13 protein-coding genes and 2 pseudogenes are annotated in these 13027 nt (G+C 33.2%); 5 read left to right on the top strand and 10 right to left on the bottom strand.

Annotated elements, in window-relative coordinates; genetic code table 11:
* Positions 1-132 precede the first annotated feature (132 nt).
* The 3 genes from ACYVEC_RS19205 (at position 133) to ACYVEC_RS19195 (ending at position 1766) form a co-directional block, all read left to right on the top strand.
* Entirely contained in the window at positions 133-999 is an 867-nt protein-coding gene (locus ACYVEC_RS19205; RefSeq protein ID WP_460507900.1) for a ParA family protein, read from the top strand.
* Complete coding sequence (locus ACYVEC_RS19200) at positions 992-1372, top strand: hypothetical protein (protein ID WP_460507897.1); 381 nt, start codon at positions 992-994, stop codon at positions 1370-1372. The genes ACYVEC_RS19205 and ACYVEC_RS19200 overlap by 8 nt, the downstream gene beginning before the upstream one ends.
* Before the next feature lie 187 nt (positions 1373-1559).
* The gene (locus ACYVEC_RS19195) at positions 1560-1766 is read left to right on the top strand and encodes a hypothetical protein (protein WP_460507892.1); all 207 of its coding nucleotides are present in this window, start codon (positions 1560-1562) and stop codon (positions 1764-1766) included.
* Between the two features lie 252 nt (positions 1767-2018).
* On the opposite strand, the pseudogene ACYVEC_RS19190 reads toward ACYVEC_RS19195, so the two are convergent.
* The 5 genes and pseudogenes from ACYVEC_RS19190 to ACYVEC_RS19170 form a co-directional block, all read right to left on the bottom strand.
* Positions 2019-2252 (bottom strand): annotated as a pseudogene (locus ACYVEC_RS19190) (peptide ABC transporter substrate-binding protein); the annotation flags it as partial.
* A 487-nt stretch (positions 2253-2739) separates the two neighbouring features.
* Positions 2740-3093, bottom strand: a complete 354-nt coding sequence (locus ACYVEC_RS19185; protein WP_460507889.1) for a topoisomerase — start codon at positions 3091-3093, stop codon at positions 2740-2742.
* Between the two features lie 92 nt (positions 3094-3185).
* A complete protein-coding gene (locus tag ACYVEC_RS19180) occupies positions 3186-3821 on the bottom strand; it encodes a DUF3967 domain-containing protein (RefSeq protein WP_460507886.1) in 636 nt (211 codons plus the stop codon).
* A 281-nt stretch (positions 3822-4102) separates the two neighbouring features.
* Entirely contained in the window at positions 4103-4816 is a 714-nt protein-coding gene (locus tag ACYVEC_RS19175; protein WP_460507883.1) for a hypothetical protein, read from the bottom strand.
* 106 nt (positions 4817-4922) lie between these two features.
* Positions 4923-5345, bottom strand: a complete 423-nt coding sequence (locus tag ACYVEC_RS19170) for a hypothetical protein (protein ID WP_460507880.1) — start codon at positions 5343-5345, stop codon at positions 4923-4925.
* A gap of 52 nt (positions 5346-5397) precedes the next feature.
* Here ACYVEC_RS19170 and ACYVEC_RS19165 point away from each other — a divergent pair.
* A pseudogene (locus ACYVEC_RS19165) lies at positions 5398-5532 on the top strand (recombinase family protein); the annotation flags it as partial.
* 111 nt (positions 5533-5643) lie between these two features.
* Entirely contained in the window at positions 5644-5979 is a 336-nt protein-coding gene (locus ACYVEC_RS19160; RefSeq protein ID WP_460507877.1) for a YxeA family protein, read from the top strand.
* A gap of 364 nt (positions 5980-6343) precedes the next feature.
* On the opposite strand, the gene ACYVEC_RS19155 is transcribed toward ACYVEC_RS19160, so the two are convergent.
* From ACYVEC_RS19155 to ACYVEC_RS19135, 5 genes are all read right to left on the bottom strand, one after another.
* Entirely contained in the window at positions 6344-7096 is a 753-nt protein-coding gene (locus tag ACYVEC_RS19155) for an ABC transporter ATP-binding protein (protein WP_460507874.1), read from the bottom strand.
* 20 nt (positions 7097-7116) lie between these two features.
* A complete protein-coding gene (locus tag ACYVEC_RS19150; RefSeq protein ID WP_460507871.1) occupies positions 7117-9072 on the bottom strand; it encodes an FtsX-like permease family protein in 1956 nt (651 codons plus the stop codon).
* 94 nt (positions 9073-9166) lie between these two features.
* Positions 9167-10189 carry a sensor histidine kinase gene (locus ACYVEC_RS19145; protein WP_460507868.1) on the bottom strand — a complete coding sequence of 341 codons (1023 nt, stop codon included), beginning with the start codon at positions 10187-10189 and terminating at the stop codon, positions 9167-9169.
* A 2-nt stretch (positions 10190-10191) separates the two neighbouring features.
* The gene (locus ACYVEC_RS19140) at positions 10192-10890 is read right to left on the bottom strand and encodes a response regulator transcription factor (RefSeq protein ID WP_460507865.1); all 699 of its coding nucleotides are present in this window, start codon (positions 10888-10890) and stop codon (positions 10192-10194) included.
* 278 nt (positions 10891-11168) lie between these two features.
* Positions 11169-13025, bottom strand: a complete 1857-nt coding sequence (locus ACYVEC_RS19135; RefSeq protein WP_460507861.1) for an FtsX-like permease family protein — start codon at positions 13023-13025, stop codon at positions 11169-11171.
* Positions 13026-13027 lie beyond the last annotated feature (2 nt).

Here is a 13027-nt window from a genome sequence, read left to right as displayed (position 1 = left end):
GTAAATGTGTAAATGTATATTGATGATTTATCGATAGAGTAGTATAATTGCATTAAGAATTTTTTACACATGTGAACTCGTGTAAATGTGGACATGTGTAAAAAGACGAAAAGTTTTTTTGGAGGGATACATATGAAATTAAAAAGACCGTTAACTATTACTGTAGCAAACAGTAAAGGTGGCGTTGGTAAATCTACTATTGTAAGACACTTATCTTATCATTTGGCTTTAAAAGGATATAAAGTTCTAACAGTTGATATGGACCCGCAGGCCAATACAACAAAAACAATGATCTTAACAAGAAAAAGAATTAATGATGAATACTTCGCTTTCGACAAAACATTAATGAGAGCTGTACAAGATGGTAGTTTAGAAGGAATGCAGTTAAAAATACTAGAGAATTTAGATTTACTGCCATCACATAGTGACTTCGAAAACTTTGAAACGTTACTAACTTCAAGATTTGGTCATACTGAGCCTTCTGATCCTAACTATCATCAAGTAGAAGCAAGTAAGATTAATTACTTTAGACACCTATTAGAACCTTTAAAACAAAATTATGACTTTGTTATCATTGACAGTCCACCTACAGCATCTTATTATACAAAAAGCTCTGCAATGGCAAGTGACTATGTACTCGTAGCATTCCAAACACAAAGTGATAGTTTAGATGGTGCTAATGATTATATCAGTCGATTCCTAAGAAAATTAGTAGAAGAATTTAATGCTCCACTTGATGTAATTGGTATTTTACCAAATCAATTACATAGTGCCGGTAAAATCGATGCTACAGTACTACAAGATGCAAAAGACATTTTTGGAGAAAATAATTTATTTAGAAATTTAATACCTTACGCTAAAAGAATCCAAAGCATTCCACGTATCGGTTTAAATAAAGATCAATATTGGGACAAGAAGTTATTTAATGAAGTTTTCGAACCATTTGCAGATGAATTTTTAGAACGAATTGAAAAAATGGAGGAATTGAGCAATGAGTAATAATATGGGTTTTTTTAACAAAAAGGAGGGCAGAGAGAACTCTGGTGCTAAAAATACAGGAGGGAAAATTGATGTTGGCTATAAAGCTGATATCACTCCCTCTACACCATATGATCCTAGCTTACCTGGAAAAGCAACACTAGTGAATGGTGATAAACGTGGTACTATTCGAATGCCTTTGGAAACTAAACACGAATTTGATGCTTTACTTGAGATTTCAGAATACCAATATGCTTATGAACTACTAGGTGAAATGCATAACTTATATATGGAAAAATTATCACCTGAACAACTAAGATTATTCCATGCCCAACATGAAAATATTAAACGTAAAGCTGCTCTTAAAGAAGCTAAGAAACAACAAAAGAAATAAAAATAAAATGTGTAAATGTGTAAATGTGTAAATGTGGTCTTTTACACATTTACACATTTTATACCTACATAAAACATATATAGTGCTACCCCCTTTATATCAATGTAGTAGAGCTAGAGGATATATTTTTTTGTAATAAATCCTGTGTACTTGTGTACATATACACAAGTACACAGGATCAATAACCATGCGAAGCCTCAGTATTATAGGTTTAGTGCTTTTAAATGCAATTTCTCTACATACAATTGGAACATTAGCTCTCGTGGTTGAGCTTTTAATAGCAATCTTAATTGGCACTTGCTTCTTATGTTATATAGTTCTTAGTATCCTGGCACTATTCGCCGCTATCGTTGGCGTTATCATGGTTATTTGCTTAATTCTTATGCCTTTCTAATCTAATGTATCTAACCCCTGGCGGATCTATATGAATCTTAATAAAGAAAAAAAGACCATTCATAGATATCAAAAATTATTATGTGAAGCTTATTCAATTGGAGGAGGTGAGGAAATTGAGTTTATTCGTAACGGTCATATATATATGTACTTCACCACCACTTCACTACATAACAAGACACGTTTTTACCGGATACTTATCAGCTTAAAGGAAAGCAGTTGCTATATTCCATAACTATATAGTGCTATAGCTATGGAATGTGTATGTTTTTTTATCTTCACTCACATCATATGATTTTACTACTGCTGGTATTGGCTTATTTCCTTCCTCCAACGTATACAAACCCTCAAACACGTTTTTCATTACGTTCATAAATTCACCATCAGTTGACTTTGCTGTATTTTCTTTATTTTCACTACTAGACTCTGTTAGTAAAAAGCTAGCTCCTAACACCGCACCCACAATAGTTGTTACTTTTTTTAACATGTTTCTTCTCTTCCTCTCTAAGTACGGTTCATAGCATTAGATTATCTAGTTGTATATCGCCTAGAAGAAGAAGGAATCTTTGCCCCCTAAGTAATAAACCTCGTAAATCTTTCGCCAGTTTAAAACGTAGCACCCAAAGATGTGCATGTCAATTGGATAAATTAAAAACCCTAATATATAAATATTAAATTATAATTATATTTACTATATATTGTTATTTAATGATATTTTTAGGCCCTCTTCTGAAAAACGGCTCTTTATTTTTGTTTTTAACGGTATTTACAACTCCATCCAATACAATCAGTTAAAAAACGTATATATGGGCTAATAGACCTCCTAAATAGAATTCACATTGGAATTTTTTCGAATTCTAGTTTTTATCATCTTTTTAAGATTATATTTCAATTAAATACTACTATGGTATGTGAAATTATACAAAATAAGTGCAAAAGTAGAAATCTCTACTTTTGCACTTATTCTTACTTTTTTATTTGTTGTTAAAATATATTCTCATTAAATAATACTCAATAAATTCTTTTACAAACTCTTCCTCTAACAGCGCTTGGATTTTGTACGAGGATCTATCATACTTAGTGAATTCTCTATTTTTATTTTTATCTTTAGTATATTCTCTTTCATGTCCCTTCATCCAAGCTTTAACATAACTTTCAGGTGTATCATGTTCTTTTGGATCAACACCATAAATTTTACCCTTTCCTCCTATAATACCGTTAAAATTAGGTTGTTTTTTATCCTTATTAAGAATATCAGATACCTTTTTAAGCGCTTCCTGCAAATTAGATTGATAGTATTGCTCTACTGTTTGTGCGTTGATTGCCATAAATGTAAGCCCCCTATTTTATCTATTAACTACTAAACACTTTATCTGTTAGCTATTATTAGCTTATCCAAATTTCATAGAAATATACATTACTATTTCCAAAACTTCCACCAGGATTTCCTTTTTGCTGCCGCTATTTCTTCCTGGGCTGATATAATAGTACGTTTTGCTTCTTGAATCTCCCTGACCATCTTCATAAGATTATCATCCCTTAGCTCCAACCTCTTTTCTATCCTTTCTTCACGTTCCTTCCGATCTTTCATATCTTCTATTATTAATTTATTTCTTTCTTTTATATCCTCTTCAATTAATTTGTTCTTTTGATTTATACGATCACCGATTCTCTTTTCCATCTCTAATAAGTTTGCTTGCTGCACCTTATTAATTTCTTCTATCATAGCGCTATATTGTTGTTGGAATTGATATTGCATTTGATAAGGAACTGGATCTATATCCTGGGATGCCTCTTTCTTATTAGCGATTCCAAACTGCTCTGCAATCATTTTCGCAGCTTTTTCTAAAGTCATACCATCTTGCTTACTCAACTCTACTAGCTGTTCAATAAGTACAACATCAAACTCTGTATATTCTCTTCTCCCTCTACTATTCTTTCTCACATTATATCCTTCACGTTCAAGAACATCCGAATACTTTCTAAGTGTGCTGCCACTTACCCCTAAACGACTATAGACCTCACTGCTGGTATATACTACCTCTACTTCTGACATAGCGCTACGCCACCTCCTATAAGGAGAATTCCATACCAAAGGGCTAATACCTTTTTGAATTCATCGACGAAGCTCGCACGGTCTTTGCTGTATTTTGTCAGAATGGAAAGTAATAGATTATATTATATGTTACCTCTATCAGTAATATATAAAAAGATTTATAAAAAGAACTCCTAATGCACACAAGAGTCCTTTTTATAAATTATTCTTTTTCATTTCTTCTCACGTACTTTTTATCTTTCATTGAATATACATTTCTCATATATTAAGAACTCAGTGAATTACACATCCGTCCCTAGCATTTTTTCAATACTTGCTAGTATTTCTTTTTTATCTACTATTAAAGGCAGCGAATACACAGCAGTAGTTTCTAAATTTTCTCTTCTATATCGTATTAATGATTGTATCTTCACCTTTGGAATCCCTTGTTTCTCCAGGTATCGATACACCGATACTTTATATCGAAACTTTAAATTTAGATCATCTATACCATCTAATAAGTCTTTGAGACTATATAATCCCATAGGTAATTCGCTAACCGGAAACTCTTCAACAACTTTATTCATTAAATCTGTTTTCGAGTATAGAAGACTTGTCTGCTGTAGCGCTATAGTTTCAAACATCTTTGTAGTAGTAGTTTTTTGTTCTTGTTTTTTAGCTAATCCCATCAATTTCTCCCTGGATGCGATGCTTAACTCGTCCAAATAATACCGTTGCCGATCAACAAGAAAAACTGACTCTTTCAACAAGAATTGTTGAAACTCACTTCGCGAAAATAATTTACGTTTCGTGAACAGCTCCACATATTTACTATCCTCACAATATGTAAATAAAGCCTTATTTGCTACAGAGTTAATATATACATGATAGATGCATGGCGCTATGTTCCTTTGTACATAGTCATAACTACAACTAAGATAATCAGCCATTTCTTCAATTGTTATATTAAAATCATCTTCTATCAATTCTAAGTATGAAGATGCTATCTCCTCCAACGAAAGCCCCTTACCAGGTATCTTAATTAAAAATTCACTATCCACTTATCTTCCACTCCCTTTAATAGTCATACACTACTTTAGAAAGAAGTTTGCTCATAACCCTCTATATTGCGGGCTTAGGTGGAGTTTCCCTGAAAGTAATCCCTTTTTTAGTGATTGTACAATGGTATACATTTTCATTAACGGATTGTTTCTTACTAGCAGCAAATTTTATTTCTTCTCCAAATTCTTTCATACACATACCTAATGAAATTTTAACATGTAATCTTTCTTCTAATCGGTTTCTTATTTCATCCATACACTCACCTAAAGGGACAAAATGTGGAGCTTTCAAGTCCTTTAATTTATAATTATTAACATTTCCAAATACATAAAGAAAAGGTTCATTTTTATCGTGATCAAAGCCCCCAATTAAATATGCAGCATTTACCTTAATTTCTTCTAATGGTTTCTTTTTAGAAAAGACCCTGCAAATGAAAGATTTCTTTTTGTGAAGTTCTTCCGCATATTCTTTTTTTCTGTTCATAAGCTCTTCTCGGAAAATAGACTGCGATTCTTCAACCAACTCTCCTAAACTTATAATAGAAGAAACTCATTCAAAATGGAAAAGTAGAGAAATCACTGCTGTTATATTTATGGAAATGTTAGAACTAAAGAAAAACACCTTTTATAAATTTATGAAGGAATATGAAGAAATAATCATATTGGAATGATTGTACATACGATTTTTTTACTATCTTACAAAAGTGTAATGTTTTTGAATTTCTTCTTTGTGAAGAAAGGCTTAAGATAACAATATAACAAAAATACATGAGGTGAAGGAATTGAAAAGATATATCGCACTTTTTAGTATTTTAGTCGTATTTGCAAGCCTATTAGCAGGTTGTAATCTTAATCGTATGGGTAAAGATAAATATTATGTTCAAATTACAAAGGATGGAATTGAAACAACTGATAAAGACTTTAAGTATACGTATAAGTTAACTGGATTTGATAAAGACGGTAAAGAAAAAGAATTAGAATTCGATGCCCCAAAAAAACTTCGTAAAGATGCCTTCCTACGTGTCTACTACTCTGATGAAAAAGGTGTATCATCTTGGGAAGAAGTGAAGAAGGACGAGCTTCCTGCGAAAGTGAAAGAAAAATTAACAGTTAAATAATGAAAATAAAAAAGGATTCGGCCTTATAGGTCAAATCCTTTTTTATTTTCAAAATCCTCTTCTGAAATGACTGTGAATCCATGTCTTTTAAATGAGAGCGCAAAGCGGAGAAAGCGGAGAGCTGTCTATCTGTTTGTTGGTTCAGCGATGTATGACATTTGCTATCAATTGTTCGGGAATGTCGCAAGCAATTTCCGGATGTATCTGTTGTATTACATGACACCTATTACAAGTCAATTATTACAGTTAAATACTTTAACGGCTCAATATGTTACTTGTAACATATTGAGCCGTTTCGTTTAAATTACAAAAACACTCGCTTTTGAATTACGAGAGACATTTTTAAATGTAAACTGCCAAAATGTCATCCACGTCTTCCTCCTAATAATGCTAATACATCAAGTATTTCTTGATAGAACTTTTCTCGATATAGTCCGCGGTGCAATTCATTATAAAGTTCACCATCTTTAATAAAAATCACGCGGTTGCAATAGCTAGCAGCAAATGGATCGTGTGTCACCATTAAAATGGTCGCTTTTTCTTCTTTATTCAATTTTGTAAATAACTCCATTACATCGATAGCTGCTTTGGAATCTAGATTTCCTGTAGGTTCATCAGCAAGTAATAGAGAAGGGTTATGAATAACAGCGCGAGCTACCGCAGTGCGTTGTGCTTGTCCACCAGAAACTTCAAAAATTCTTTTGTTTAAAATGTGATCAATTCCAAGTTTCTTGGAAATGTTATCAAGCTTTTCATCCATTTCTTTTAGAGGAACATTATCTAGTGTTAATGGCAACACGATATTTTCCCCAATTGTTAATGTATCTAGTAAGTTAAAGTTTTGAAAGACAAACCCTAGTTCTTGGCGACGGAAAACAGCTAACTTTTCACGGTGGAATGTGTGAGGTTGTTTTCCATTAATAAAAACCTCTCCAGCAGTAGGAGAATCGATTGTTGAAATTACATTTAAGAAAGTAGATTTACCACTCCCTGAAGGCCCCATAATTGCGACAAACTCACCTTTACCTACATGTAAATTAATATTTTTTAAAGCAGTATGAGGGACTTTCCCCTCATACACTTTTGAGACATTTTTTATGTGCAAGACTTCTTCCATAAAACTCACCCTTCTATTTTTTAAAGCTTAATATGCTGTGATAATTTTTGCATATATAGGGAACGGATTAACAAGAAAAAGATGATCTCAATCGTTCCAAAAATCATAAGGACAACTGTAACTTCAGTAAATAACGACAGATTTATGATTTCTTGTAACATTTTTGTAGCAAATATTGTATGAATGGAAGCCATAATATATGGAACAAAAAATAAGATGGCGAGCTGAATGGTAGCAGAGCGCTTCATTTCAGATTCCGTTAAACCAATTTTTGTAATGGTAATATATTTTTCTTGTTCATTTGTTAAATCCGTATACATTCGGAAGTAAAGAACGCTTCCAGCTCCGATGAAGAAAATGACGCCAAGGAACGTGCCAATTAAGAAGAATGAAGCGGCACTTAATTGAATTTGGTATAGCGTATTACTTGCTTGCTCAATCATATATAAAGGTTCTTCAGACGTGATACTTTTTCGATCTTTAACTAATTTATCAATAAATTCTGCAGCAATTACATGTGTTTTTTCCCAATCTTTTACTTGAAAGTTATACATCGTTAGATGTTTCATGCTATTCGATAAAGCATCTACTGTATCATCAGATAAAATCAGTAACTGTGCTGGTATTACACTAAAAGTTTCATAACCCTTTACATGTAATGTAAAGGAATTTTGAGAAATTGTGACGTTTTTTCGTTTAAATTCTTGTATTGGACTCAATATGTCTTTATAGCCATATCCAGGTAATATATAAGTTTCATTCTTTTGTACAAAAAATTGCTTACGATGTAAGGCAGTCGTCAGTTTGTTATAGTCACTTTCTTTTAACACATATGCGTCTTGGTCATAGGGAGTGACTTCATCTTTTTGTAATGAAACTGCATATAAGTCTGTTTTGAATTCTTTATACGAAAATTGTTCTTCACTAAGCCGTTTTTCTAACCAGTCCATATGCTGCGAAGCAAGTGGATTAGCATCGTAGGAAAGATAGGTGAACGGAAATGGTGTATTGTTTGCTACATCAAACTTCATAAACTTCCCAACTCCATATATAAATGTAATCATTGTAAATGCAAGAGTAGATAGCATTGCTACAATAAATAGCATATTAATATTTGTACGAACACGGCTTGCTAAATCGGAAATCCACAACATGTTAATTCGCTTCATATAAAATTTTCTTCGTTTTTTCAGGATGCGAATGAGCAGGAAACTAATTTGAGAAAAGAAAAGATAAGTTCCAATCGCAATGAGTGCCGGAATAATGAAAATACTAGAAACAACGTATATATTCCCTATTGTTGTACCCAGTGATACAAAGTATTTTGGGTTCCCAGCTAGTACATAACCTGATAATAAACAGATAGAACCGAACAGAGAAATGAGAATAGATGGCTTTCGTTCTTTTTGTTTTATATTCCCTTCTTTTAAAAGACGTACAGCTTTTCGCGTACGGATTAACATAGGAGTGAATGCAGATACAAAGATAAAGAGACCGAGAAAGATTGTTGTTGTTAAAATAATAGCCTTTGTTGGCCAATATAGATACAATCCTGGAGCATGCGTAATTTTTGCTGTTACTAATAAGAAAAGCTGCGAAAACACAAGTCCAAATTGAATTCCAAAAAAGATAGATAAAATTCCGATTAACATATTTTCCATGAAGACAAGCCGTTTTAATTGCTTTCTCGATATTCCTAAAACGGTTAAGACTCCAAATTGTTTTTTTCGAACCTTTAAGAAGGTACCGATGGAGTAAAGTAAGAAAAAGAATGAGAAGAACACGATAACTACTTCTGAAAATATTATTAACCCTGAAATCCTATCACTTGTACCAAGTTCTTGTAATTGAGGATGGAATACATACACCGCAAATGAAAAGAAAACGGCAATGGAAAAAGCACTGCTTAAAAAATAGGCGAAATAAGCTCTTGAATTTCTTGTGACGTTTTTATATGCGAACTGCCAAAATGTCATGCTGTATACCTCCAAATAGAAGCTAACGTTTGAGTGATGTTGCAAAAAATGTATGAGAGTGAGTTCTCATACATTTCCCTGAAATCGTGTATGCTCATTCTTGGGTCACCTTCTCTGACTCGTCTGCTTGATGATTTACAGCGTTATGAAAGATAATTTTGATACTTGTTCCTTTACCAACCTCGGAATCTAATTTTACAGAATGTCCTAAATAAGAGCAGATTTTACTTACAATATAAAGTCCCATACCAGTTGACTCTCCAAATGCACGACCATTTTTTCCAGTATAAAATGGTTCGAATACTCTTCGAATATCTTCCAGCGGGATACCAACACCTTCATCACGAACTTCTAAAATAATATCTTTTCCATTTTGATAAGCAGACAGGAAAACTTTCTTTCCGCGGCCCCCAGAATAACGAACAGCATTGGTCATTAATTGATAAATGATGAATTTCAGCCATTTTGCATCAGAAGCAACTTTCAGATCAGAATGGACTTCTAAAACGGGGAAAACCCCATTACGAATAAAGAGTTCTTTTAGACCATTAATATTTTTTGTTACGGCATCCTTCAATGAAATTGTTTCTACATGGAAGTCTTCGTGGAAGTTATTAAACCTTGCCATATATAACGCCATATCAAGTCCTTGGTTTAATCTTTCTAGCTCTTTCTTAAACTTAGGAATAAGATGTTCATCATCCATTTCTAGTACCATCAGTTGCATAACAGAAACAGGTGTTTTCATTTGATGTACCCAGTGATTCATAAATAATTGATGTTCTTGTTGTTTTACTTCATATCCTTGCAGTTCTTTTTGGAACAAGCGATATTGCGTACGAACAAGCTCATTTACGCCGTGCGGCATTGGTGCAGTTGCTCTCTCAATAAACGCATCTTCCATTTTTTCTGGTGGCTCACTTAATCTATGATACATTCTGCGATTGCGAACATAGCGATAGGCAAGGAAGCAAATAAACAAATATAAACTTAATACAATAAAGTAGAATTTGTTGTTTTGGAATCCATCTACTCCATCGTAGAGAATGAAAATGATACCGAAGTTTAGTGCATATAATAGGAAAAATGCAAAATGATCACGAAAAAATAATTTCATTTTTATTCACTCCAAGTTGCGTTAAAACGATACCCTACTCCGCGTAATGTTTCAATTGCATTTTCAATACCAAGTTCATGGAATTTCTTACGAAGGCGTGTAATGTTTACGTTAAGGGTATTTTCATCAACGAATCTTTCATCATCCCAAAGTGCAGCTAATAAATCCTCACGTTTTGCTGTACGTGGGTGTTTTGATAATAACATTTCAGCTAGGATTGCTTCTTTCTTTGTAAGAACGACCAGAGATTCACTTCCGAAGTGAATCTCTGATCGTTCTGGGTATAGTTTTAAACCTTCTACTTCTACAATACGCTCCGATATGTGTGGTGCATAAGCTCCATACATTCGGCGTAATTGACCTTTAAGCTTCGCCATAACAACATCGTAGTGGAATGGCTTTGTAATATAATCATCCGCACCACTTTCAATTGCCATAATTTGTTCCATCTCACCAGCGCGTGCAGAAATGAAAATAATCGGGCAATTAGATTCATGACGAATTTGACGACACCAGTAGAAACCATCGAACTTCGGCAAGTTTACATCTAGAAGCACTAAGTGAGGTTTCAAGCTATTAAAAGAATCCATAATATCATCAAAGTTATCAGTAACAACAGCTTTATAACCGTATTTTTGAATGTTAGACTGCAGTAAAGATGAGATATTTGGATCGTCTTCAACGATTAAAATTTTATACATAGTTATTCCTCCTAAAAAACAATTGTAGCTATACTATTAACCTGTTTATAATTTTTTCAAACTTTGCAACAGAACCGAGTTTATCTTCGTTATTTTTTTGAAGCGCTTCCCAACATCGCTTTAGACAATAAAGAGGAAATTGATAAAGTCTTGCCGTGGTCAACGGATTTACCGTCTAGATGCAGAGTGCCGAAAAAAGTGAAGTAAGCAAAAAAGTAACTCCAAAATCAACTTTTATTGTATATTTTGGAGTTACTTTATATTTACTTTTCTAATTCTTAATCTTCTTTCGGAAGAACAATACCTTTATACAATTGAACTGTAATGAAATAGTAAATCGCGTAAATGACTACGAAAATTAAGATTGGTAACCAAACACGGAAGTACGGATTGAGTAGGAAGAGCGAGAAAATCTTCATACCAACTAGTACGTGTGCAATCCCGACAATCGCTGGGAATAAGAATACTAAGAATAATTCTTTATAAATTGATTTTGTTAATAATTCACGGCGTACACCGATTTTACGAAGCATTTTATAACGCGTAATATCGCTTGATGCACCAGATAGAATTTTAAACATTAAACAGCTTGCCATCATTGCTAAGAAAGCAATCCCTAAGAAGAAGCCCATAAATACTGTTCCACTTGAAAAACCGTACATTTCAGTATACATCGCGTATTTACTTATTTCAGAACTATGCACATTTTTATATTTATTTAACTGCAACTCGTCAAGTTTTTTCCATTCTTTTGAGTATGTTAAGAAATCATCTGTTTTTCCAATGAATACAGTACCCTCTGTACCTTTTAAGCCATCATACATTTTTTGATCGACAATTTTAATTGTTCGATCAGGATGCACATAAGATGGCTCCAGCGTTCTGAAAGCATCCTTCCATTCTGCTGGAATTACATTGCCAGACTTTTCTTGGCTGAAACTTGAAATAGCACCTACTGGTAGTTCTCCAGAAACTCTTTTTTTCACCTTAGCAGGATCTTTTATTCCTGCTTTAAACTTTTCCATATCTTTTACGAAAGGACGATTTTTCTCTAAATCTTCTTTTACATAATAAACGTATTTATCATCTGTCTTATAGCGGTATTCGCTTTTCTCTTTAAATGTAATACCATTTAAGATTTTCTTTTCTTCTGCTGTTGGGTTATGAACCACTGAATCATATATTTCAAAACGATCAGTCATTTTGATAACATTATTTTTAAACGCCATACCAGCTGAAATTGCTCCCGCTCCAAGCGCAACTAACATCGCTACTGTTGCTAGTACTTTTGTTAAGCTGTTAATACGGAAGTTTAACTGCGCAAATGTAAAAGCATTCAGTCCTTTTTCAGTACGGTTTTTATTCCTTTTCAGCTTTTTAATAATAAGAGGTAGGAACGTTCCAAATGTCATGTAAGTTCCGGACGTTACAGTAAATAACGCAATAAAAATCCCAGCTTCCCTTAACTTATCCATATAAATCATAGAAGCATAGCCAATTGCTAATAAAATAATCCCCAATATTGCAAAGATAACAGTCTTCTCACCTTTTACAGAAACACGATCTGTGTTTGAATCTGCATGTACAAGTTGTAGAACTGTAATACGTGATAATTTGATACTATTCATAATTGCTGATAACACAAATAGTACAAAGAAGAAGATGCAAGTAACAGTCATTGATGGTAAATAAAATGCTTTATAGCCTTCACCAGCAAATTCTAATTGCTTCATTAATAACTGTCCGATACCCTCTGCAAATCCTACACCAACTATAATACCAATCGCAAGAGACACAGCACCTAATACGATTGTTTCAATAAACATAAGTAATGTAACTTTATGCTTTTTTGCTCCTAACATCATATACATACCAAACTCTTTTTGACGAAGAGATAGTAAGAAAGAGTTCGCATACAAAATATAGAAGAATGTTATAATAGCTAGTAAAAATGAACCTGCTTGGAATACAAATCCAATTTGGCCAATAGTAGAATTTTCCTTAAGGAAGGCTTCGTTTAACGCTAATGTTTGGAACATATAAAAAATTGAAATGGACATGACAAGACCAACAAGTAAGACGATATAGTCCTTCAGCTTACTTTTTAATCCTGACATAGAAAGCTTAAATAACATGC

Source organism: Bacillus sp. MN7755, assembly GCF_054771475.1.
Note: the sequence above shows the minus strand (reverse complement) of the source record. Positions and strands in the feature narration are given on the sequence as shown.